Source organism: Acidimicrobiia bacterium (assembly GCA_035948415.1).
GTDB lineage: Bacteria > Actinomycetota > Acidimicrobiia > IMCC26256 > PALSA-555 > PALSA-555.
Genome location: DASZJD010000063.1, coordinates 24237 through 46914, shown reverse-complemented (window position 1 = coordinate 46914; position 22678 = coordinate 24237). Strand labels below are relative to the sequence as shown.

At 72.9% G+C, this 22678-nt stretch carries 17 protein-coding genes and 1 tRNA gene; 6 read left to right on the top strand and 12 right to left on the bottom strand.

Annotation, left to right across the window (positions count from 1 at the left end; genetic code table 11):
• Positions 1-449: 449 nt before the first annotated feature.
• Both VG869_08975 and VG869_08970 read right to left on the bottom strand, forming a co-directional pair.
• The gene (locus VG869_08975; protein HEV3451324.1) at positions 450-995 is read right to left on the bottom strand and encodes a hypothetical protein; all 546 of its coding nucleotides are present in this window, start codon (positions 993-995) and stop codon (positions 450-452) included.
• Positions 995-1588, bottom strand: coding sequence for a hypothetical protein (locus tag VG869_08970; protein ID HEV3451323.1), 594 nt, complete (start codon positions 1586-1588; stop codon positions 995-997). The genes VG869_08975 and VG869_08970 overlap by 1 nt, the downstream gene beginning before the upstream one ends.
• 521 nt (positions 1589-2109) lie before the next feature.
• Between VG869_08970 and VG869_08965 the strand changes: the two genes are divergently transcribed.
• Positions 2110-2373: a hypothetical protein gene (locus VG869_08965; protein ID HEV3451322.1), complete on the top strand. Its 264-nt coding sequence runs from the start codon at positions 2110-2112 to the stop codon at positions 2371-2373.
• A gap of 134 nt (positions 2374-2507) precedes the next feature.
• Here the strand turns inward: VG869_08965 and VG869_08960 are convergent.
• From VG869_08960 to VG869_08940, 5 genes are all read right to left on the bottom strand, one after another.
• Positions 2508-2582, bottom strand: a tRNA-Val gene (locus tag VG869_08960).
• A 205-nt stretch (positions 2583-2787) separates the two neighbouring features.
• Positions 2788-5676 (bottom strand): family 43 glycosylhydrolase, encoded by a 2889-nt coding sequence (locus tag VG869_08955; GenBank protein ID HEV3451321.1) that lies wholly within the window; start codon positions 5674-5676, stop codon positions 2788-2790.
• A 247-nt stretch (positions 5677-5923) separates the two neighbouring features.
• Entirely contained in the window at positions 5924-8500 is a 2577-nt protein-coding gene (locus tag VG869_08950; protein HEV3451320.1) for an ABC transporter permease, read from the bottom strand.
• Between the two features lie 142 nt (positions 8501-8642).
• The gene (locus tag VG869_08945; GenBank protein HEV3451319.1) at positions 8643-9377 is read right to left on the bottom strand and encodes a hypothetical protein; all 735 of its coding nucleotides are present in this window, start codon (positions 9375-9377) and stop codon (positions 8643-8645) included.
• Positions 9374-9730, bottom strand: a complete 357-nt coding sequence (locus VG869_08940) for a metalloregulator ArsR/SmtB family transcription factor (protein ID HEV3451318.1) — start codon at positions 9728-9730, stop codon at positions 9374-9376. Before VG869_08940 ends, VG869_08945 begins: the two co-directional genes overlap by 4 nt.
• Positions 9731-9955: 225 nt before the next feature.
• Between VG869_08940 and VG869_08935 the strand changes: the two genes are divergently transcribed.
• The 3 genes from VG869_08935 (at position 9956) to VG869_08925 (ending at position 12547) form a co-directional block, all read left to right on the top strand.
• Positions 9956-11068 (top strand): LCP family protein, encoded by a 1113-nt coding sequence (locus tag VG869_08935; GenBank protein HEV3451317.1) that lies wholly within the window; start codon positions 9956-9958, stop codon positions 11066-11068.
• A gap of 99 nt (positions 11069-11167) precedes the next feature.
• Positions 11168-11959 (top strand): SDR family oxidoreductase, encoded by a 792-nt coding sequence (locus VG869_08930; GenBank protein ID HEV3451316.1) that lies wholly within the window; start codon positions 11168-11170, stop codon positions 11957-11959.
• 99 nt (positions 11960-12058) lie between these two features.
• Positions 12059-12547: a CAP domain-containing protein gene (locus VG869_08925; protein ID HEV3451315.1), complete on the top strand. Its 489-nt coding sequence runs from the start codon at positions 12059-12061 to the stop codon at positions 12545-12547.
• A 9-nt stretch (positions 12548-12556) separates the two neighbouring features.
• Here the strand turns inward: VG869_08925 and VG869_08920 are convergent, their stop codons facing one another.
• From VG869_08920 to VG869_08900, 5 genes are all read right to left on the bottom strand, one after another.
• Complete coding sequence (locus tag VG869_08920; protein ID HEV3451314.1) at positions 12557-12874, bottom strand: hypothetical protein; 318 nt, start codon at positions 12872-12874, stop codon at positions 12557-12559.
• Positions 12875-12905: 31 nt separating this feature from the next.
• Positions 12906-13523, bottom strand: coding sequence for an adenylyl-sulfate kinase (gene cysC, locus VG869_08915; protein ID HEV3451313.1), 618 nt, complete (start codon positions 13521-13523; stop codon positions 12906-12908).
• On the bottom strand, positions 13520-14776 hold the full coding sequence (locus tag VG869_08910) for a GTP-binding protein (protein ID HEV3451312.1): 1257 nt from the start codon (positions 14774-14776) through the stop codon (positions 13520-13522). Before VG869_08910 ends, cysC begins: the two co-directional genes overlap by 4 nt.
• Before the next feature lie 2 nt (positions 14777-14778).
• Positions 14779-15684, bottom strand: a complete 906-nt coding sequence (gene cysD / locus VG869_08905) for a sulfate adenylyltransferase subunit CysD (GenBank protein HEV3451311.1) — start codon at positions 15682-15684, stop codon at positions 14779-14781.
• A gap of 404 nt (positions 15685-16088) precedes the next feature.
• The gene (locus VG869_08900) at positions 16089-16844 is read right to left on the bottom strand and encodes a class I SAM-dependent methyltransferase (GenBank protein HEV3451310.1); all 756 of its coding nucleotides are present in this window, start codon (positions 16842-16844) and stop codon (positions 16089-16091) included.
• Positions 16845-17042: 198 nt separating this feature from the next.
• On the opposite strand from VG869_08900, the gene VG869_08895 reads away from it, so the two are divergent.
• The gene (locus VG869_08895; protein HEV3451309.1) at positions 17043-18224 is read left to right on the top strand and encodes a glycosyltransferase family 4 protein; all 1182 of its coding nucleotides are present in this window, start codon (positions 17043-17045) and stop codon (positions 18222-18224) included.
• Complete coding sequence (locus tag VG869_08890; GenBank protein HEV3451308.1) at positions 18221-22666, top strand: alpha-(1->3)-arabinofuranosyltransferase family protein; 4446 nt, start codon at positions 18221-18223, stop codon at positions 22664-22666. The genes VG869_08895 and VG869_08890 overlap by 4 nt, the downstream gene beginning before the upstream one ends.
• Positions 22667-22678 lie beyond the last annotated feature (12 nt).

The following is a 22678-nucleotide window of genomic DNA, read 5'->3' as shown; positions in this document are numbered from 1 at the left end:
ACTGCCGGTCGGGGGCCATCCGCCTCGGGTAAGGCGAGACGCCCGATCATCGTGGACCCCCCGACCTGGCAGTCGATGTCTGCGGTTCTCACCATCGTCCCAGTCCGTCTGTGTTCCGTGAGCCCTGATCTTCTCGCCGGGACCTACCTGGCCCGGCGAGCTGACCTACCAGGGAGGTGACCTGGGAGGTACCAGGTTCACACTGCCCAGGACCGCTGACAGGCTCCAGAGAGGCCAGGGAGGAACGAAATGACGACCGTGCCAGTCGTCTCGATCGCGACCCGATACCAGATCCGTGGCTCCTTCTGCGCCCGGACCGACTCGACCTGGGCCCAGAGCTGCTCCAACGCGGCGTCGCTCACCTCCCAGATTCTGACAGCACAACGCCAACGCGGTGAATTACGGCGGGATCCAAGAGGCCGAACCGAAGCCGCCCGCCCCGCGGGTGCTCAGGGGCTCCGGGGCATACGAGGGGGGCCGGTCATCTGCTTGATCAGGTCTTGCTGGTCTTTGCGCCGCTGCTCGGAGGTGGCCTGAAACTCCTTCCACGCCACGAGCTCGTCGGCGCGGTGTTCCATGACCAGCTCGAAGGCCTGGGCCGCCTTGAGCACCGACGACACGGTCAACACGAAGGCTTGACGGGTCAGGCCATCATCGAAGACCGGGGCTCGGAACCGGACCATCAGGTCGCCACCGTCGTCGCGGGTGCCGGACTCGACAAGCGGGGACCCGAACGCGACCTGGCGCGCCGCTCGGCCCACGACCGCCGCCGCCGGTTCGCTATCCCACGGCGCCTGCCAGTCCGAACTCAGCACCGACGCCGTGACCCGCCGTTCATGCACGACGTCCCAGGTCTGCGGGTCCTGGCGCCGCACCACCAGCACCGGCTCGTCGGCGTGGGGGGGCCTGACCGACAGGTCTGTCTCCGAAGCGCCCGGCGCCACCCTCAATGCCAGGGCCTCGATCCAGGTCCGCAGCGTCGCTCCGCTCGTCATCACTCACACTCACAGTCCGGGAAGAAACCTTCGGGTTTCGAGGCGCGCAAGTTGATGAGCTTCCACCTCAACTGCTGCCTGGCTGCGGAAGCCTGCGTCCCCCAATTCACGGCGCCGAAGAACTCGGCTTGCAGCTGAGCGAACTTGGCTTGGTAGATGCCACGGATCAGGGGATACGCCGAGCTCTTTTCCGCCGCGATCTCCGCGTTCCACGCCCCGTAGTCAAGCGTGTAGAACGAAGGTTGGCCCTGGAAGGGAAAAAGATTCCCGATCGCAAAGCTCCAGGCAATGGGACCTCCGATGGCGGTAGCGGCCCTGGTGGCATAAACCCGGTTCCGCATGCGGCTGAGGTAGTCATCCCTGAGCTGGGTGGCCAGGTAGTCGTTCGCCCGCTGATAGGCCTGACCGAGCTCGACCGCCTGCGCGTGGGCGGCGTCAGCGTCCTTCTGCGCCTGCTCCTCGTCTTGCTTGAACCCGCACGCTTCGGCGCACGTCTGGTTGTACTGCGCCAGCAGATCCGTCTTGCTGGTCAGCGACGAGCCCATCAGCCCGCCGCCGGCGACCGTGAGACCTACGCCAGCGCCGACCTCCACCCAGTCGGGGCCGCCCGAGGAACCCGACGACGAGCTCGATGACGAGCTCGACCCTGGGGACGGTGCGACCGTGGTCGGCGGCGGCGCGGGCGTCGTGGTCGGCACCGATCCGGCGCCGGCACCCGGCGGGATGAACGGCTGGCCCCCGCCCCCCGAGCTGGGCTGGCCCTGGTTCGGGGATGTGGCGCCTCCCCGGGGGGCTGGATTCCGACCCGAACTGACCGGAGGCGACTGCGTGGTCGGGGTCGTGTCGCAACCCACACCCGTGACCGGGTCGCAAGCGCTCGCGACGTCGCCGGCCGACCACAAGGCAACACCAAAGCCAAGAGCCACCACGGCACCGAGGGCGTACAAAACGACCCTCCGTGCTCCCATGCGCCCACCCCCATCCCCCGCGGCGGCGCGCCCGCACCCCGAGTCTCACAGCCGCCGGATGCCGTAACAAGACCTGGCCTCCGACCGCCGCTCTGGCCGCTCCTGCAGCAACACCTGGGGTCAGACTCCCGAGTGATACTGCGTCCATGAACGCCAGCAAACTGCGCGCTCGGGCGCGAGAAGAGGCCGACGAGCTCGGCCCCGAACCCGCCGACCCGCGCGAACGGTGGCAGTGGGACGAGGAATGGCAAGGCGCCGTCCAACTCCTCGCCGGCCTGGCCGACTACGACCCCGCAGCCCTGCGACAAGCCGCCCTCGAGATCGCCGAAGACCTGGACAACCGGATCGCCCACCCTGAGGTTGTACGCGCAGGGCAATCAAGGCCTCGGCAGCCGCGAGCTCCTCGTTGAGCGCGGCGCCCCATTGGGCATGGGCGTCTTCCCGGGTCATGCCCATCGCAACCTCGTTTCAGTTGCAGGGTGAGCCACCGCCGCAGAGTTTGGCTCACCTTTGGCTCACCCCAGCCCGATCACGGTGCCGGAGCTGGTGGGCGGTAGAGGATTTGAACCTCTGACCCCTTCCGCGTCAAGGAAGTGCTCTTCCCCTGAGCTAACCGCCCTCGAAGATTTCCCGTTTCACCTGTTCTGCGCTCGGAACCTCCAGGTCCGGCGACGCCCGACCGGTCACATCCCGTTCCCCTCGACACGCTGGGCCCAGACAGGCGTCGCCGTGCGGGAGCTCGTGGCAACCGCCATGCCTCGGGTCTTGAATTGTACGGTGCCCGCGGCGATCCACTTCCAAGCACGTCGGCCGAACCCGGGTCGTCAGAACGCGCCCAGGTTCGGCCCGATGCCGTTGAAGACGATGTGCGCGAGGGCCACCGGTCGCCTCGTGGGTTCTCTACCTTCGACAGCCAGAGGGCCATACACGATCCAGAGCCCGTTGCCGTCGGTGAACAGGGAAGACTCGCCGGGCCCCCGCCCCTGGGCGTTCGATCCGATGAAGGGCCGCGAGCGGGGCGGCTTGGTGCACGGGCCCGCGGGACCCTGGCATCGGGCCACGCCGATGGCGTACTTCGGCTGGTTGTACCAGTTCCCGGAGTAGAACATCCAGTAGTGGCCGTTGGCCAGCACCATCTGAGGAGCCTCGACGATCCGCCCTTCCCAGGCCTGGTCGGCCCTGAGAATGACCCTCCGGGAGCCGGTCAGCCTGAGTCCGTCGCTCGTCAAGCGCTGGGCGTAGATCGCGGTGTGGCTGTCCCCATGGGCGTTGGCGTTGTCGTCGGACTTGAAGTGCAGCCAGAGCGTGCCGTCGGTATCCACGAAGGTGCGTGGGTCGATCGTTCCCCGATGCAGCACCTGGCAGACGAGCATGCGCTGGACGGGCTTGAACGGCCCGGTCGGACTGGACGCAGTTGCGTTCCCAATGCATCGGGTCGCCGGTGACCGACCCTTCACGAGGGCTGTGAAGTACATGACGTACCGGCCGTTCACCCGTCGGACGTCGGGAGCCCAGGTCGAGCCCCAGGTCGCCCAGTTCGGCAGCTTCGGCAGCGTCTCCTTGACCGAGGTCCAGTGCGTGAAGTCGGTCGAGACCCAGACCGGAACGTTGGGTGACTTGAACGTTCCCGACTGGCTCGAGTACAGGTAGTACTTCCCGCCGGTCACCAGCACGAACGGGTTGGGCCTGTCCTGGCTCGGGTCGACGATCCGGGCCGGGGCCTTCGGGTTCGCCTTCGGCGACCGCCCCCCGGGCAGCTTCACGATCCGGGTTGGGAACTTCGTGCGCGCTGCCGGTGGCGCCGCGGCCGTCGACCCCGAGCTGACCACGATCGCGGTGCCGATGGCGATGGCGGTGCCGACCGCGACGACGAGGAGGAACACGCGACCGGACCGGCTCCGGAGCCGCTTCCACTGCGGCGAGCTCGTCAGCGTCGACCAGGCCCGCGACCTCGAGACGTCGCCAGTGAGTCGGCCCCAGAACGCCGACGCCGATTCCCGCCACGCCCCGGCCGTGCGCCCGACCGTCGCTTTGAGCGTCGCCGTCGGTCGCTTCGCCCCGTTCCCGTCGCCCGTACCCATGGTTCGCCCGACGGCGGCGCCCGGGGTCGCGCTCGGCGCGTCTGGTACGAGGGGCAGCTGCTCCTCGGCGATCCGGGCACGCGCCTTGGGAACGCGCGCGCGGAGCTCACGCCACGTCGCCTGGAGCGTCGTCCGCGGGGGCCGGTCCGCTCCGTACCCGCTGCTCGTCGCCGTGGTGGTTGGTCCAACGGCGGCGCCTGCGGTCGGGCTCGGCGCGTCCGGTACGAGGGGCAGCTGCTCCTCGACGACCCTGGCCCCCGCCACCCGCAGGCGCGCGCGGAGATCGAGCCAGGCGAACTCGAGCGCCACCGCCGCCAGCAGGACCAGCGAGATCTCGGCTGGCGCCCGGAGACGGGTCTCACCGACCGTGATCGCGACCGCGATGGTGACGGTCAGCGCTGGCGCGAGGAGCGGCAGCACCGGCACCCGCCGCCGGCGCAGCAAGACGACACCGCCGATCGACGCGACGAGCAGCAGGTAGTAGATGCCCAGCCCAGTCTGGGCGGCCCAGAGTTCGCGCCACTCGAGGAAGGCGTCGAGCCGGACCTGCTGGGTTGGTCGGAAGAGGGCCCAGGTGCGACCGAGCCGAGCGAGGACGACGGCGGGCACGGAGCTCACGTGCGAGTTGATGTAATCGACGGCGGCGTGCCGGTAGACGATCTCCTGGGAGGAGAGATCGCCGTGCCCAGGGTTCGTCTGGTGCAGGCACTGGAACGCCCAGTAGCCGATTTTGGGGCCGCTGTAGGTCTGGTCGCAGTTCCCCACCCGCAGCGTCATGCCGAGGTTCGTGGACACCGTGACTGGGTGGTCGAAGCGGGTGAGGTTGTAACCGACCCAGGGGGCGAGCACGACCGCGGTGGCCGCAATGCTGATCCCTGCGAGCTGCAGGCGTCGGCGCCACCCGAAGCGGCGGAGCAGGCAGGCCAGCGGGATCGCGAGGAGCGGGACGAGCAGGATCGACTCGGCACGGGTCAGCGCGGCGGCGCCAATCGCCGCGCCGAGGCCAGCCGCGATGGCGGGACGGGGGCGCTGCCAGAGCTTGTAGGCCGCCAGCACGACGACGGCGGTGGTGAGCAGGATCAGCGTCTCGGACATCACCAGCGAGTCGTTGAGCCACAGGTTGGGGTAGATCGCGGCGAGCAACGCCGCGATCAGGCCCACCCGCCGATTGGCGATCGTCTTGCCGACGAGCCCGACCACGCCGACCGTGGCGGTGCCCAGCACGCAGGACCAGAGCTGATGCTCGAGCACGGTCCGAAGGCCGAAGGCCGACGGCACGGCGAGCGCGAGCAGGTAGCCGGGCGGGTGCTGGGCGGCGGCGAGGGTGTGCTGGTGCTTGATGAACGGGTCGGGCGCGATGAACCCGTGTCCGTCGACGAGCAGGTTCGCCCCGTGGTGGTAGTAGAACGCGTCACCGGAGACGACGAAGTGACGCTTGAAGATCAGGATGTAGGCGACTCGGATGGCGAGGCCGAGCAGCATCGTGAGGCCGAGCAGGACGTACCACCGGCGCTGAGCCGCGAGCGAGGGTGGCTTCGGCCCCGTCGTCGACGGGGGTCGGGTGTCGGTCGGCCGCGCCGCGGTGACGGGCGCGAGGCGCCACCCGTCGTTGAACAACCGAGAGTCGCGCATTCGGAGGAGCGCGTCGCGCACCAGCTCTCACCCCCAGCCTGATTGCCCGGGACAGTATCGCGCCGACCTGCCGGATCGTGCGTCGGGCAGTGGCGACAAGCGGCGCCGGCCGCCGCGGAGCGGGGGTGCCGCTCGTCGACTGGCTCACGGGCTCGATGGCCGGTGCCGTGCGTCGCGACGTCGGTGATCGCCGCCGGCAACTCGTGCACGCCCGGTCGATCCGCGACGGTTCGCCCGACGGGGCGCGTCACTCGGCGGCGATGGCCTCGAGGGTGTCGAGGTGCGCGGCCCGCCACGCCGGGGTCAGCGCGGCGACCACGCCCGCGAGCATCGAGATCGCGACGAACACGACGAGCTGGACGACGGGGAAGCTGATCACGGTGACGCCTTGGGGTCGGAGGGCGAACGCGAAGATCCAGCCCCAGAACAGCCCGAGGCCGGTGCCGACGAGCCCGCCGATCGTCGCCACGATCACCGATTCGTCGCGAATCATGCGACGCAGCTGGCGTCGCGACATGCCGACGACGCGGAGCAGGCCGAGCTCGTGCGTTCGCTCGAAGACCGAGAGCGCCAGCGTGTTCACGATGCCCAGCACGGCGATGATCTCGGAGAGCATGAGCAGGGCGACCGTCACCGCGAGGAAGCGGTTGATCGCCCGCTCCTGGTCGGCCTGGTACTGGTGGCGGGTGAACACGTTGATGTTCGGGAAGCTGGAGGCGAGGGTCCGGCGCACCGTGGTCGCGGCGACGCCGGCCTCGCCCGGCTTCGCTCGCACGTACACGAGCGTGTCGAGGACCTTCGTGCCGAATCCCTGCTCGAACGCGCGTTGCGTGACGATGAACCCGACGGGGAACCCGCCGGTGAAGTCCCGCTGGTCGTAGACGCCGGCGACGCGAAGTGACGCCGTCCCCTGCTGAAACTGCATGTCAACGCGGTCACCGACGGCGAGCCCGTACTGACGGCTCGAATCGGCGGCGACGAGGACCCCGTCGTCGCCCATGGCGCCGATCCCGCCGTGGCGCAGGCGCAGGTTGACGACCTGCGCCAGGTGCGCGGGATCGGCGCCGGCGACGGCCTCCGCGTTGCCACCGACCGGCACGCGCCCGTAGCCGAACCGGAACGCGGTGACGGCCGCCACCGCGGAGAGTCGGGCCACCCGCTGACCCACCTCGGGCGAGAACGTCGCGAACTGCTGCGCCTTGAGCACGACGTCGGCGCGGATCCCTTGGGCGACGGCCCGACGGACCGAGGTCTTGGCCGAATCGCCGAAGGTCGCGACGAGCCCGACGAGGGCCAGGCCGATCACGAGCGCCGAGGCCGTCGCGGCGGTGCGTCGAGGGTTGCGCGCCGCGTTGGCGCGTGCCAGCACGCCGGGGATCCGTGGCGCTCGCAGCGGCCGCGCCAGCGTCGCGACCAGCGGCCTCACCACCGCGGCCAGGACGAGGAGCACGCCGACCATGACGAGCAGGGCGCCGAGCGCGACCCACCCGATCTCGCGCAGCACGTCCGACTGGTACTGGGTGCGGTCCAGCCCGATCAGCAGCAGCGGGACGCTGGCCGCGAGCGCAGCGGCGCCGAGCAGCACGCGCCGGCGCAGCGGGCGAGCGCGGGTCGGCCCGACGTCGGTCGTCGCCGCGATCGGCGGCGTGCGCGCGGCCCGGAGCGCCGGCCAGAGCGAGGACACCACCGTGGCGCCGACGCCGACGAGGAGCGCGGCGGCGACGGTCCGTCCTTCCAGCGTCACCGGCTGGCTCGGGACCTCGAGACCGAACCGGCTCGCCAGCGACAACAGGAGGGCGGCGAGGCCGTAGCCGGCCCCGAGCCCTGCGGCCGCGCCCGCGAGGCCGATGGCGGCCGCCTCGGCCAGGACTGAGATCACGACCTGGGTCCCGCTCGCGCCCATGGCGCGCAGGAGCCCGAGCTCTCGCGTGCGCTGTGTGACGAGGATCGTGAAGGTGTTGAAGATGATGAACGCCGCCACGACCATCCCGATGGCCGCGAACCCCAAGAGGAGCCGGGTGAGCAGGTCGAGGAAGTTCAGGACCACCTGGCCGCGGTCTCGGGCGACCTGGGCCGCCGGGGACACCTCGAACCCGGGCCCGAGCGCCACCTGGAGACGAGTCCGGAGCGCGTCGAGGCCGGCGTTCGGCGCCGCCGTCACGTTGATGGCGTCGAGCTGGCCGGGCGCGGCGAAGACCTGCTGGGCGGTTCCGAGGTCGAACGCCGCGAACGTCACCGCGCCGAGGTCGCGCCGGTCGCCGACGCCGAAGAGGCCCACGATCACGAACCGCTGCTTCGGGCCTTGGAGCAGGACGTCGACGTGGTCGCCGACCCGGAAGCCGTGGCGGCGGGCGGTCCCGACGTCCATCGCCACCTCGCCCGCTCGGCTGGGGGCGCGGCTCCGCCGAGGCCCGTCGCTGACGAGCCGCAGCGGCCCGTGGGACCCCGTCTGGGCCCAGGCGATTCCGATCGTGGGGGCACCGGTGTTCTGGATCGCGTGGCCGGCCCGGTCGACAAACTGGGCGTACCCGTCCACGAACCCGTCGGCGGCGCCGACGCCCGGGACGGCGCGCGCCGGCGCGACCTCGGTGGCGGGGAACCGCTGCCGGTCCGGGGTTCCGCCGCCGCCGAAGGGCACCGTTCGGCGGACCACGAGGTCGACGCCGGCGAGCGTCTGGCTGAAGACCCCCCGGAACGAGTGGTTGAGCGTGTCGGTCAACGTGAACGTCCCGCTCACGAAGGCGACCCCGAGCACCACCGCCAGCGTGGTGAGGGCCAGGCGCACGCGGCGCCCGACGATGCCCTTCACGGTGGCGTTCCACATGGCGCCGGTCAGCTCCCGACCTCAGCCGAACGACCATGATGGTCGGCGCCGGGGACGAGGGAACGGCACCGATTCGGGGCGGTGCGGCGACGCCGCCGTCTTCTGGGTGCCGGGAGCGGGAGTCCGAGGTCGCGGCGCCCGGTCAGATGACGCCGGTCAGGACCAGGGCACCCACGACGACGAGGACCGCCGCCGTGCCCGCGTTGCCCCACCGGTCGAGCCACCCCGCCTGGATCTGGCGTCCGCCGAGGCTCGCCGAGATCGTCAGGGCCACGATCGTCACGACCGTCACGAGCGCGAAGACCAGCAGCGTGCCGATGGAGGCCGCGACGCCGGCGGTCGTCGCGGCCAGGAAGACGGGCAGGATCGTCAGGTCGGGTGACGCGGCGGCGCCGAACGGGACCATCACCGCGGCGGCCCCGCGCAGGCGGCGCTCGGGTCGGCCCGGCGTCCGCTCGCGCCGGGGTGGTTGGACAGCGTGCCCGCCCGGGGTGCCCGGGTCATCGCGGGGCTCGTGCGCCGCCGGCGCGCGGGGAACGTCGTGCCCTATCCCGTGGCCGTGGCCGTGGTGGCGCGAGGCCACGACCTCGACCGCGCCGAGCGCCAGGCCGGTGATGACGAGCGCGGCGCCAACCACGAGATTCTGCGCGCCCTCGACGACGGACCGGAACTGCAGCCCGACCGCGATGACCAGCGCGCCGACGACGAGCGACGTGAGGACGTGGGCGACGCCGGCGAGGCTGGCGAGGCGTGTCACCCGGCCGAGCGAGTACCGCTGCGTGCGGCCGACGACGGCGAGCGGGACCCAGTGGTCGGGAAGCACCGCGTGACCGACGGCCACGCCGGCGGCGGCGAGCAGCGCCGGGGTGGCGCTCACGCCGACTCGGCGACTTCCGGCCGCGCCAGCTCGGGGCGGAGGTGCTGGGCGTGCGAGACCGCTTGGGCCAGCAGGACGCCGACGTGGTCGTCGTGGAGCTCGTACACGACGTGACGGCCCCGCCGTTCCCCGACCACGAGGTTGAGGTGCCGCAGCAGCCGGAGCTGCTGCGAGACCGCCGACTGCTCCATGCCGAGGGCGTCGGCGAGGTCGCCGACCGAGCACGCGCCGGCGGCCAGACGGCTGAGGATTCGGACCCGGCTCGGGGTCGCGAGCGCCTGCATCGTCGACGCCACCGCGTGCGCGGTCGCGGGCGCCATCAGTGCGAGATCGACGTCGTGCCCTTCACCCATGTTGATATGTTAGCATGAAGAACTGAGTAGATATTTGGGCCGGGCCGTCGTGGCCGGCGACGGGGCGAGCGCGCGACGAGGGACGTCGGTGGTGGCGCCGGTCCGCGGTCGGGGTCGCGCGCCCGGCGCGGCACCTCGACCGACGCGACCCGATCCCTCGACGCGCGGTGCGGAGCCAGCGGACCGTGCCGGGCGCGCGGAGACCGATTCTCTATCCTGGGCCCGATGCGTCGACGCAGCGCGGTGCGCGCGTTCGGCGGCAGGCTCCTCATCGCACTCGTTGTCGCGTCGCTGGCGATGGTCGGGGCCGTCGTCGCCGTCAACTACGTGATCGACGTGAAGCTGGCAGCCGCCAAGCGCGTGCGCGTCCACACCGCAGTCGCGTCGAGCGGGCCCTTGAACTTCCTCGTCTTGGGCGCCGACAGTCAAGCCCTCGACAACCTCTCGGACACCATGTGGGTGGTCCGAGTCGATCCCGGCCAGCGCCACGCGCTCATCGTCTCGTTCCCGCGGGACCTCTGGGTCCGCATACCGGGCCAAGGGATGGCCAAGATCAACGCGGCCAACAACGGCGGGCCCCAGAAGGTCATCGACACCATGAAGGCCGACTTTGGGATCGACATCAACCACTACGTGCAGGTCGACTACAAGGGCTTCAAGGGCGTGGTCGACGCGATCGGGACCGTGCCCGTCTATGTCCCGTACCCGGCCCGAGACGACAAGGCCGGCTTCTACTCACCGCTCGCCGGCTGCAAGAGCTTCACCGGCTACGACGCCCTGCAGTACGTGCGCTCCCGGACGCTCACCTACTACAGCCAGCGCCGGCAGGCCTGGCTCACCGCCGACGCCGTCCCCGACATCGACCGCATCGCCCGCCAGCAGGACTTCACCCGCCGGCTCGGGAGCCTGGCCGCCTCCAAGGCCCGCGACAACCCGTTCACCGCCAACGCCATCGTCAACCGGGTGCTCGAGAACCTGACCATCGACGCCAGCCTCTCCCGCAACGACGTGCTGACGCTGGTGGACACGTTCCTCGGCGTGAACCCCAACGATTCCAAGCACGTCGAGTTCCGGACCGTGCCCTCGGCCGAGGGCCCGGACCAGCAGGGCCAGAGCGTGCTCTACCTCCAGGAGCCGGACGCCGACCCGATGATCACCCGGCTCGGCGGCACCGGGATCGGGAACAACCCCTCGGTGTCCGGCGGCAAGGTCGTGATCCCCGGCCAGTCCACCCGGTCCTCCGGGTCCGGCGGCGTCCCGGTCACCGGCGTCGGCCAGGCCACGATCGCGAACCAGAGCGCCCTCGGGCCGCCCGCGCTCCGCACCGCCCCCTGCTGAGCCCGCCGTCCCGCCGCGACGCCCGACCGCGCCGCGCCCGCGACCGCCGTCGGGTCGAGCGGCCATGATGGTCAGCGGCGGCTGACACCGGAGCGGAGCATGGGACTGCTGGACGGCCACCGGGCCGTCGTCACCGGCGGGGCGTCGGGAATCGGGCGGGCCACCTGCCGGGCGATGGCCGCCGAGGGCGCCGCGGTCGCGGTGCTGGACGTGGACGGTGACGGCGCCGCCGAGACCGCTCGCGAGCTCGACGGGCCGGCCTTCGCGGTGGACGTCACCGACCCCGCCGCGCTGGCGGGCGCGATCCGCGACGCGGCCGACGGACTCGGCGGCCTGACGCTGCTCTTCAACAACGCGGGGGGCTCGAACCTGGCGCCGATCCACGAGTGGGACGTCGACGAGTGGGATCGGGTCGTGCGGCTCAACCTCGGCGGGGTCTTCTACGGGATGCGGGTCGGCGCGCCGCTCATCGTCGAGAGCGGTGGCGGCGCGATCGTGAGCACGGCGTCGATCAGCGGCACCCGGCCGGCCGCCGGGGAGGCGCCGTACGCGGCGGCGAAGGCCGGGGTGGCCGCCCTCACCGCGACCGCGGCGCTCGAGTACGCGCCCACGGTCCGCGTGAACGCGGTCTCGCCCGGGATGATCCACACCGGCCTCACCGACGTGCTGCTCCGAGGCTTCGACTGGACCGTGCCGCACATGGAGGCCAAGACGCCGCTGGCCCGGATCGGGCGGCCCGAGGACATCGCCGACGTCGTGGTCTTCCTCTGCTCGGACCGGGCCCGCTTCGTGACCGGCCAGAACCTGGTCGTGGACGGCGGGATGACCCTGCACGGCGCCGGGGTCGACGGGCTCCTCGACCGGTTCCGCGACCTCCTCGGCCCGGGCTAGCCCCGCCCGTCCCGCGGTCCGGCGCCGGACCGCCACCCGCGCTCAAGGTGGGCCGTCGCGGCTCCGATCCTCTCGCCACAGCACGGGAGGACGTCCAGGATGGGTCAGGCGCGCAGGTGGTGCGGGGCCCTGGCCGGCGCCGCGGTCCTGGCCGTCGTCGGCGCCGCCTGCGCCCCCGCCGGGCCGCCCCCGCCGGCGGGCCAGAGCTGCGGCATGGACGCCACCAGCGGGGCGATCCTCGCCGACGTCAACCGCTCGCGGGCCCAGGCCGGGCTGCCCGGCCTGGCCGCCAACGGCCAGCTCACGTGCCTGGCCCAGGGCTGGAGCGGCTACCTCGCCGCGACCGGCGGGTTCTTCCACCGTGACCTCGCCTCGGTGCTCCAGTCCCCCGGCTACGGCGGCTACCGGACCCTCGGCGAGAACATCCTGCGGGGCCCGGCCACGATGAGCGCCGACGCCATGCACACGGCCTGGATGAACTCCCCCGACCACCGGGCGAACATCCTCTCGCCCGCGTTCAGCTCGGTCGGGGTCGGCCTCGCCTCCGCCAACGGCCAGGTCTGGGCCACCGAGGACTTCGGGGGCTGACCCGGCGCCCTAGGCCGGGGGCCGGGTCGCGTCGCGGTCGACCTCGTCGAGCAGGTGGGCCTTGGCGAGGAAGGCGGCCCACCCACCGAAGAACACGCCCGCCACGATCCCGATCCCGCCGGCCATCGGCAGCACCACGACGAAGTTGCCGCTCCCGGCGATGGCGAGCGCCAGCGCCACCAGCCCGAGCCAGATCACCACGCAGATCGGCACCGCGACGAGCGAGGCCTTCACCGTCGCGACGAGGAGCTCGTGCTCGGCCGCCTGCGCCGGCGTGACCGGGACCGGCGCGGCGGCCGGCGCGGCGACCTCGACCTCGGTGCTCACCCGTGCGCTCCTCCTCGTCCTCCGGTCCGGATCATGCCACGACGCCTCGCGCCCGCAGCGCCGCCACGATGAGGCCGGCCGCGGCCAGGGGTGACACGTCCGCGGTGGCCACGACGAGGTCGGGCTCGGTCGGCGCCTCGTACGGGTCGTCGACACCGGTGAGGCCGCGCAGCTCGCCGGCCCGGGCCCGCCGGTAGAGGCCCTTCGGGTCGCGGGCCTCGCAGACGGCGAGCGGGGCGTCGACGAACACCTCGACGAACACGAGGTCGCTCGCCTCGTGGATCGACCGGGCGTGGTCCCGCCCGGCCCGGTAGGGGCTGATGACCGGCACGCACGCCACGACGCCGGCGTCGGCGCACAGGCGCGCCACCTCGGCCACCCGACGCACGTTCTCGGCCCGGTCCTCGGCCGAGAAGCCCAGGTCCCCGTTCAGGCCGTGCCGCAGGTTGTCGCCGTCGAGCGAGTACGAGAGGACGCCCCGGGTCGTGAGCGCGGCGGTGAGCGCCGAGGCGACCGTCGACTTGCCGGATCCCGGGAGGCCGGTGAGCCACACCGTGGCGCCGTGCACGCCGGCGGCTCCCCACCGGTCGGCGCGCGGGACGCCACCCTCGTGCCAGACGACGTCGGGGCTGACGGGACGGCCGCTCACGCCGCCGACGCGCCCAGCACCATCCCGGCGCCGACGGTCTCGAACGTCGCCTCGTCGATGAGGATGAACGACCCGGTGACGCGGTTGCGCCGGTACTCGTCGACGAAGAGCGGGACCGTGCAGCGCAGGCTGACGCGACCGACGTCGTTCATGGCGAGGGCCTGGTGGTGCTCGTCCCGGTGCAGGGTGTTGACGTCGAGGCGATACTGGAGGTGCTGGACCCGGGCGCGGGCGGCTCGGGTCGTGTGCTTGATGCCGAAGACGGCGCCTTCACGCAGCGGGCGCTCGGTGAACCAGCACACCATGGCGTCGATGTCCTGGCTGACGGTCGGGGCGTTGTGGGGCCGGCACAGCAGGTCCCCGCGGCTGACGTCGAGGTCGTCGGCGAGCCGGATGCTGACCGACTGAGGCGGGATCGCCTCTTCGATCGGGCCGCCGAACTCGTCGATGCTCGCCACCGTGGTCGTGAACCCGCTCGGCAGCACCAGGACCTCGTCGCCGGGCCGGAACATGCCGCTCGCCACCTGCCCGGCGTAGCCCCGGTAGTCGTGGTGGTCGTGGCTGATGGGCCGGATCACGTACTGGACGGGGAACCGGGCGTCGATCAGGTTGCGGTCCGATCCGATGTAGACGTGCTCGAGGTGGTGGAGCAACGTCGGACCCTCGTACCAGGGGGTGTTCGGCGAGTGGGCGACGACGTTGTCGCCGTGTAGCGCCGACACGGGGACGAACGTGAGGTCGTCGATGTCGAGCTTGGCCGCGAACTCGGTGAACTCGGCGCAGATGTCGTCGAACCGGCGCTCGTCGAAGTCGACGAGGTCCAGCTTGTTGACGCAGAGCACGAGGTGCTTCACCTGGAGGAGCGAGGCGATCACCGCGTGGCGGCGCGACTGCTCGAGCACGCCCTTGCGCGCGTCGACGAGCACGAGCGCGAGGTCCGCGGTCGACGCGCCGGTCACCATGTTGCGCGTGTACTGGATGTGGCCCGGCGTGTCCGCGATGATGAACTTGCGGCGCGGCGTCGCGAAGTACCGATAGGCGACGTCGATCGTGATCCCCTGCTCCCGCTCGGCGCGCAGCCCGTCGGTGAGCAGGGCCAGGTTCGTGTAGTCGAAGCCCCGGTCGCGGCTGGTCCGCTCGACCGCCTCGAGCTGGTCCTCGAAGATCTGCTTCGTCTCGAGCAGCAGCCGCCCGATGAGGGTGCTCTTGCCGTCGTCGACGGACCCGGCGGTGGCGAAGCGCAGCAGCTCCATCGCTAGAAGTACCCCTCGCGCTTGCGGTCCTCCATGCCGGCCTCGGAGATGCGGTCGTCGGCCCGGGTGGCGCCGCGCTCGGTGATCCGGGACGCCGCCACCTCGGCGATGACCTCCTCGACGGTGGCGGCCGGGGACTCGACGGCGCCGGTGCAGGTGGCGTCGCCGACGGTGCGGAACCGCACCATCAGCTCCTCGGGGATCTCGCCGTCGAGGGCCCCCAGGTAGGGGGTCACCGCCAGGAGCATGCCGTCGCGGCGGATCACCGGCCGCCGGTGGGCGTAGTAGATGGACGGGAGCTCGACCTCGTCGGCGGCGATGTACTGCCAGACGTCGAGCTCGGTCCAGTTCGACAGCGGGAACACCCGGATGTGCTCCCCCTTGCGGTGCCGGCCGTTGTAGAGGCTCCACAGCTCCGGCCGCTGGCTCTTCGGGTCCCACTGGCCGAACTCGTCCCGGAACGAGTACACCCGCTCCTTCGCCCGGGCCTTCTCCTCGTCGCGGCGACCCCCGCCGAACACGGCGTCGAACCCGTGCTCGGTGATCGCGTCGAGCAACGTGACGGTCTGGAGCCGGTTGCGGGAGGCGCGGGGGCCGGCCTCCTCGACGACCCGGCCGGCGTCGATCGAGGCCTGGACCGACGCCACGACGAGCTGGGCGCCGAGCTCGGCGACCCGGCGGTCCCGGAACTCGAGCACCTCGTCGAAGTTGTGGCCGGTGTCGACGTGCATGACCGGGAACGGCAGCCGGGCGGGCCAGAACGCCTTCTCGGCCAGGCGGAGCATGACGGCCGAGTCCTTGCCGCCCGAGAAGAGCAGCACCGGCCGCTCGAACTCGGCCGCGACCTCCCGCAGGATGTGGATGGCCTCGGCCTCGAGCGCCTCGAGGTGGGACAGGTGGGTCCGCATCGACCGCCCAGTCTGGCCGATCGGACGCCGGGGCCGTCCCGTCCTTCCCGTCCGCTGCCCGCGCCGGCGCGCGGCCGCGGCTCAGGCGGGGTGGGTGACGACGCGGGGGCGGCGGTAGAGGGTGGCCCCCTCGCCCATCACGAGAGTGCGCCGCAGTCCACGACAGCCGCGAGTCGCGGTGCCCGATCGGGCGCAGGGCGTGGGCGAACCCGCAGCACGGGCAGGCCACGATGTGCCCCGCCAGCGGGACGGTGGCGACGCTCAGGAGCTGGACCACGGCGACCTCCCTCGGAGTCCTCGTCGGTTCCAACGTCGGCAGCCCGCCGAAAGTTCTGGAGCCCGGTCTCGACGCGGTCAGGGACGGGAGCGCGGGCCGCCGGTGGGCCCGGCGCGGTCCGCCGCGCTCAGTAGGGCCAGTCGCCGGAGCGATGCCCGAGGAGCCGGGTGAGGGGCCGGAGCCGGAGCACGAGCAGCACCTTCACGAGGACGCTCCGCGCGAAGTACGGGAGCTGGGCCAGCTGGCGAGCCGCGCTGCGCCACCGGTCGCCCGGTCGGGGCGTCGCCCGTCGGTACTCGGCGAGCGACCCGACCCGGTCCACGTACCGCAGGTCGCCGCGGGCCAGCAGCTCGGTGAGGATCGCCGCCGTCACCCCGACCGAGCAGAACGAGTCGTGGATGAGCATCGTGCCGCCGTCGGCGACCCGCGCCCCCCAGAGGCGGATGTCGTCGCGAGCGGGCCGGTAGCGGTGGGCGCCGTCGATGTAGAGGAGGTCGATCGGCCCGTCCACCGCCGCCGACGCCCGCTGGGACGCGGCGCGCACGTGCCGCACCCGGCCCCGCACGCCGCCCCGCTCGAGGTTGGCGAGGAAGGCCTGGTGGTCCCGCTCCCCCTCGTCGGCGCTGCCGTGGATCTCCTGGGGGCCGCGGTCGTTGCCGGCGTGGGGGTCGATCGCGACCACCTCGACGGTCGGGGCCGCGGCCCGGCCGAGCACGATCGCCGACCGGCCGTGGTAGCTGCCGATCTCGACGATCCGGCCCCCCGCCGGCACCGCGGCGGCTCGGTCCCAGAGCCGCCGGGCCTGCGCGTCCGTCATCCATCCCGCCACGTCGGCGACGACGCGCAGCGCGTCGTCGAAGCCGCCTGCGGCGGGCGCGGTCACGGGCTCGGACGGTCCTTCGATCCGGTCATTCTGGGGCCTGCGACGGCGCCGGGCCAAAGGCCGGGGGGCCCGACACCGGTCGCGCCGGCGTCGCCCGACCGGTCGGCGGACGACCCGGTCGCGTAGGCTGCGCCCGCCGTCCTGGGGCTGGGCTCGAACGGTCGGAGGGGCCCGGACCCGACTGCGTCGCCACCTGTGATGACCGATCACGACGCCACCATCGCCAAGATCGGCAGCGTCGCGGCCGAGGCCGGGCTCCGCCGCGTGAGCATGCTGGCCTGGCGGGACCTCGACGACCCCGAGGCGGGCGGGTCGGAGATCTCGGCGTCGAACCTCGCCAAGTACTGGGCCGAGGCCGGCCTCGAGGTGACGATGCGGGCCTCGTTCGCGGCCGGGCGGCCCCCCGTGGCCTGGCGGGACGGGTACCGGGTGATCCGCAAGGCCGGCCGCTACCTCGTGTTCCCCCGCGCCGCCGTCAGCGAGATGCTCGGCTGGCACGGCGGCCGGGACGGGCTCGTCGAGGTCTGGAACGGGATGCCGTTCTTCTCGCCGGTGTGGGCCCGCACCCCCCACATCACCTGCATCCACCATCTCCACGCCGAGATGTGGCAGATGACGCTGCCGCCGCGCCTCGCCGCGCTCGGGAGCTTCATCGAATCGCAGCTGGCGCCGCCCTTCTACCGGCACGTCCCGATCGTCACGCCGTCGGAGTCGAGCAAGCAGGAGCTGGTCCAGGCGATGGGGTTCCGGCCGAGCCGGGTGACCGTCGTCCACCCCGGCGTGCACCCGCGGTACACGCCAGGCGGCGCGAAGTCACCGACCCCGCTCGTCATCGCCGTCGGCCGCCTCGTCCCGGTCAAGCGCTTCGAGCTGCTCATCGACGCGCTCGTGGCGCTGAAGCGCCGGCACCCGGACCTCGAGGCGGTGATCGCCGGGGACGGCTACATGCGGGACGACCTCGAGGCCCAGCTCCACGCCAGCCGGGCCGAGGACTGGATCCGGCTGCCCGGCCGCATCGCCGACGAGGCCGTCGTCGACCTCTACCGGCGGGCGTGGGTGCTGGCCAGCACGTCGGCGCGTGAGGGCTGGGGCATGAGCATCACCGAGGCGGCCGCGTGCGGCACACCCGCGGTGGCGACGCGCATCGCCGGGCACCTCGACGCGGTCGAGGACGGTCGCAGCGGGATCCTGGTCCAGGGCCGCGACGAGCTCGTCGGCGCGCTCGACCAGCTGATCGGCGACCCGGACCTGCGGGCTCGCCTCGGGGCCGGCGCCGTCGCCCGCGCCTCGAACATGCAGTGGGAGGCGTCGGCACTCGGCGTGCTGGAGGTACTGGCAGCCGAGGCGATCCGCTTCCGCGCCCGGTCCGCTCGTCGATGAGCGCGCCGGCGGTCGCCGTCGCGGAACGGGCCGCGGCACCGCCGACGCCGACCAGCAGCCGCGGGCTGCGGGCGGTCGGCTACTCGCTGCTGGCGGTGCTGGCCTACGTGCCGCTGCTGCGGACGTCGCCCGGCCGCGTCGTCGCCGACACGAAGCAGTACTTCTACCTCGACCCGGGCCGGCTGCTGGCCCGCGCGCCCTACCTGTGGCAGGGCAACACCGCCTTCGGCACCGTCACCCACGAGAACATCGGCTACCTGTTCCCGGCCGGCCCGTTCTACTGGGTCCTCGAGACCGCCGGCGTGCCCGCGTGGGTGGCGCAGCGGCTGTGGCTGGGCTCGATCATCTTCGCCGCCGGGCTCGGCGTGCTGTTCCTGCTCCGCACCCTGCACGTCCGCGGCCCGGGGGTCGTCGTCGCCGCGCTCGCGTTCATGCTGAGCCCGTACCTCCTGCAGTACGCGTCGCGGCTGTCGATCCAGCTCGTGGCGTGGGCGTCGCTGCCGTGGCTGGTCGGCATCGTGATCCGGGCGCTCCGCGAGGGCGGCTGGCGCTACCCCGCCATCTTCGCCATCGTGGTCCAGCTGGCCGGCAGCGTCGTGGCCACCGTCCTGCTGTTCGTGCTGCTGGCGCCGATGCTGTGGTTCGGGTACGCGGTGTGGGTCTCCCGCGAGGTCTCGCTGTCGCGGGCGCTGCGCACCGCCGGGAAGATCACGCTGCTGACGCTGCTGGCGTCCCTCTGGTGGGTCACGGGCTTGACGCTCCAGGCCGGGTACGGGCTCAACGTCCTGAAGTACACGGAGACGATCAAGACGGTGTCGACCGCGGGCCAGGCCGGCGAGATCCAGCGCGGCCTCGGCTACTGGTTCTTCTACGGCGGCGACAAGCTGGGGCCCTGGATCGAGTCCACGATCGACTACACGCTGCGGCGCTGGCTGATCGTGGTCGGCTACGGGGTCCCGGTGCTGGCCATGGCGGCGGCGGCGTTCGTCCGCTGGCGGCACCGCATCTACTTCATCGGGCTGGTCGTCGTCGGCGTGGTCGTCGCCGTCGGCGCGCACCCGTACGACGACCCGTCGCCGGTCGGCGCGGTGCTGAAGGCGTTCGGGGAGGGCTCGACGGTCGGGCTGGCGCTGCGCAGCGTCGGGCGCGCCGGGCCCGTCGTCGTGCTCGGCTTCGCGGTGCTGCTCGGGGTCGGTGCGAACGTCGTGGCGCGGCGGCTGGCCGACCGCGGCCTCGGCGCGGTGGGGCTCCTGACCTGCGCGCTGCTCGGCGTGCTCGTGATCGTGAACCTGCCCGCGCTGTGGAACGGCACCTACTACGGCAAGAACCTCCAGCGGAACGAGACGCTGCCGGCGTACTGGACCCGCGCCATCGCGAAGCTCGACAAGGGATCGCACAACACCCGGATCCTCGAGCTGCCGGGCGCCGACTTCTCCGCCTACCGCTGGGGCGACACCATCGAGCCGATCACGCCGGGCCTGACCGACCGGCCCTACGCGGCCCGGGAGCTGATCCCGTTCGGGTCGGCGCCCTCGGCGAACCTGCTCGACGCCTTCGACGGGCGCCTGCAGGTCGGGCTGCTGGAGCCGGCGTCGGTGGCGCCGATCGCGCGGCTGCTCGGCGTCGGGGACCTGGTGCTCCGCAACGACCTCCAGGTCGACCGCTTCGACCTCGCCCGCCCGAAGGACACGTCGGTCCTCTTCACCCCGACGCCGACCGGGCTCCAGCCCCCCACCGGCTTCGGCCACGGCCTCAGCCCGCCGCTGACGCTGCCCCTCCTCGACGCGCGCGAGCTCGCGCTGCCGGCGGGGACCCCGGACCCGGCCCCGGTCGTGGACTACCCGGTCCAGTCGCCCCGCCCGATCGCGCGCGCCGACGCCGCGGGCCCGTCGGTGCTCGTCTCGGGTGACGGCGAGGGCCTCATCGACCTGGCCCAGTCCCGCCTCCTCACCGGGCAGGAGCTCGTGCAGTACTCGGCGTCGTTCGCCGGGGACCCGGCCGGCCTGCGCCGGGCCGTCGACGGCAACAGCGTCCTCGTCGTCACCGACACGAACCGCAAGCGGGCCCAGCGCTGGGACAACGTCAACTACAAGCTCGGGTACACCGAGCGCCCCGGCGAGCAGCCGCTCGTGACCGACACGAACGACAATCAGCTCAACGTGTTCCCGGGCGCGGGTGAGAACGCCGCCACCGTCATGGAGCAGCGCGGCGTCACGGTCTCGGCGACCGGGTACGGCTCGTCGGCCCGGTACCTGCCCGCGGACCGCCCGGCGCGCGCGTTCGACGGCGACCTGAGCACGGCCTGGACCGTCGGCGCCTTCGACGCCGTCGACGGGCAGCGCCTCCGGGCCGACCTCGACCGGCCGATCACGACCGGCACCGTGAACCTGGTCCAGCCGCTCACCGGCCCCCGCGACCGGTACATCACCCGCGCCACCCTGCGGTTCTCGGACCGGGGCCAGGCCGCGGGCGCGCCGGTGACCGTCGGCCTCGGCCCCGCCTCCCGGACCGCCGCCGGCCAGACGGTGACGTTCCCCCGCCGCCACTTCTCGCGGCTCGAGATCACGGTCGACGCCGACAACCTCGGCCCCCAGCCGACCTACCCGCACGCCAGCGGCGTCGGCTTCGCCGAGATCCGGCTCCACGACGACGCCGCGCCGACCCGCGACGTGCACGTCGACGAGGTCGTCCGCATGCCGACCGACCTGGTGTCGTCCCCGGCGGCGCGCTCGACCTCGCACCCCCTCGTCTACGAGATGACCCGCCTCCGCACGGTGTTGGCGCCGCCGAACACCGCCGAGGAGGAGACGTCGCTCGTGCGGTCGTTCACGGTGCCGTCGGCGCGCGACTTCGGCCTCGTCGGCACGGCCCGGCTCGACCTCGGCGCCCCCGACCCGGCCCTCGACGCCGCCCTCGGGATCCCCGGCGCGAGCGCCGGCGGGGTGACCGCGACCGCGTCGGAGCACCTGACCACGACCGCCCTGGCCCGGGCCTCCTCGGCGCTCGACGGCAACCCGGCCACGGCGTGGACGACCCAGGTGGGCGACCCGACCGGGCAGTGGATCGACGTCCGGCTCGCCCACCCGACCACCGTCGACCACCTCGACCTGCAGGTCGTCGCCGACGGCCGGCACTCGGTCCCGACCCAGCTGCAGATCGACGCCGGCGGCCAGACCCGGACCGTGAGCGTGCCCCCGGTCCCCGACCAGCCGGCCGAGAACGCGACCGTCAGCGCGCCGGTGCGGTTCCCGGCGCTGACCGGCGCCGACGTGCGCGTCACCATCACCGCGGTGCGGCCCGTCGACACGACCGAGTACTACACGAACCTCCCGACGCCGCTGCCGGTCGGCATCGCCGAGCTCGGGATCCCGGGCGTGCAGCGGCCGCCGCTGCCGGCGACGCTGCCCGGCGACTGCCGCGCCGACCTGCTGACCGTCGACGGCCGGCCGTACCCGGTCCGGGTGGTCGGTTCCGCCGCCACCGCCGCCTCCGGGGGCACCGCCACCGTCGAGTCGTGCAACCCGTCGGGCGGCGCCGCGGCGCCGCTCCGCCTCGGCGCCGGCGCTCACGAGCTGCGGGCGACGCCCGGGGCGAGCACCGGGATCAACCTCGACGGGCTCGTCCTGGCCTCCGGCATCGGCGGGGCCGGGGTGGCGCTCGACGCGCCGGCCGGCAGCACCGCGGCGCCGGCCGCCGCGGCCCCGCGCGTGCACGTCACGGGCAACGGCGAGACCACGATCCACGCTCGGGTCCAGCACCCCACCGGCCCGTTCTGGCTCGTGCTCGGCGAGAGCTTCAACAGCGGCTGGCGCGCCACCGTGAACGGACACGACCTCGGCGCCCCGAAGCTCGTCGACGGCATCTCGAACGGGTGGCGGGTCAACCCGAAGGACGGACGTCCGCTGTCGGTCACGTTCACGTGGACGCCGCAGCGGCGCATCTGGATCGCGCTCGCGATCTCGGCGGTGACGATGGTCCTCTGCACGGCCCTGGCGCTGCGGCCGCGACGGCCCCGCATCCCGGTCGACGCCGCCCACGTCGACCGTCCGCTCGCGTTCCGGTCGCCGTTCGGCTCGTCGGGCTCGCCGCCGTCCCGTCGGGCCGTGGTCTCGACGACGCTGGCGGTCGCGATCGCCTCCTCGCTGCTCGTCACCTGGTGGATGGGCCTCGTCGTGGGCGCGGTGACGCTGGCGGTGCTGCTGCGCCCGCCGCTGCGGTGGCTGCTCACGGTCGGCGCCCCCGCGGCGCTGGCGGCGGCCGGCGCCTACGTCGTGGTGCAGCAGACGCGGCACCTGTACCCGGCGGTCTTCGAGTGGCCGACGTTCTTCGACGCCGTCCACGTCGTGGCGCTGCTCGCGGTGCTGCTGCTGGCGGCCGACGCGGTGGTGGAGCTCGTCCGCTCGCGGCGACGGGGGGACTGGGGCCCCGACGCCGACGGCTGAGCGGCCGGGGGA

Bases quoted from the DNA above. Each gene is read 5' to 3' on its own strand.
- VG869_08925 (HEV3451315.1), top strand. From the start codon at position 12,059: ATGGGTCAGGCGCGCAGGTGGTGCGGGGCCCTGGCCGGCGCCGCGGTC.
- VG869_08935 (HEV3451317.1), top strand. From the start codon at position 9,956: ATGCGTCGACGCAGCGCGGTGCGCGCGTTCGGCGGCAGGCTCCTCATC.
- VG869_08950 (HEV3451320.1), bottom strand. From the start codon at position 8,500: ATGTGGAACGCCACCGTGAAGGGCATCGTCGGGCGCCGCGTGCGCCTG.
- VG869_08910 (HEV3451312.1), bottom strand. From the start codon at position 14,776: ATGGAGCTGCTGCGCTTCGCCACCGCCGGGTCCGTCGACGACGGCAAG.
- VG869_08890 (HEV3451308.1), top strand. From the start codon at position 18,221: ATGAGCGCGCCGGCGGTCGCCGTCGCGGAACGGGCCGCGGCACCGCCG.
- VG869_08965 (HEV3451322.1), top strand. From the start codon at position 2,110: ATGAACGCCAGCAAACTGCGCGCTCGGGCGCGAGAAGAGGCCGACGAG.
- cysD (HEV3451311.1), bottom strand. From the start codon at position 15,684: ATGCGGACCCACCTGTCCCACCTCGAGGCGCTCGAGGCCGAGGCCATC.
- VG869_08930 (HEV3451316.1), top strand. From the start codon at position 11,168: ATGGGACTGCTGGACGGCCACCGGGCCGTCGTCACCGGCGGGGCGTCG.
- VG869_08895 (HEV3451309.1), top strand. From the start codon at position 17,043: ATGACCGATCACGACGCCACCATCGCCAAGATCGGCAGCGTCGCGGCC.
- VG869_08975 (HEV3451324.1), bottom strand. From the start codon at position 995: ATGACGAGCGGAGCGACGCTGCGGACCTGGATCGAGGCCCTGGCATTG.
- VG869_08955 (HEV3451321.1), bottom strand. From the start codon at position 5,676: ATGCGCGACTCTCGGTTGTTCAACGACGGGTGGCGCCTCGCGCCCGTC.
- VG869_08940 (HEV3451318.1), bottom strand. From the start codon at position 9,730: ATGGGTGAAGGGCACGACGTCGATCTCGCACTGATGGCGCCCGCGACC.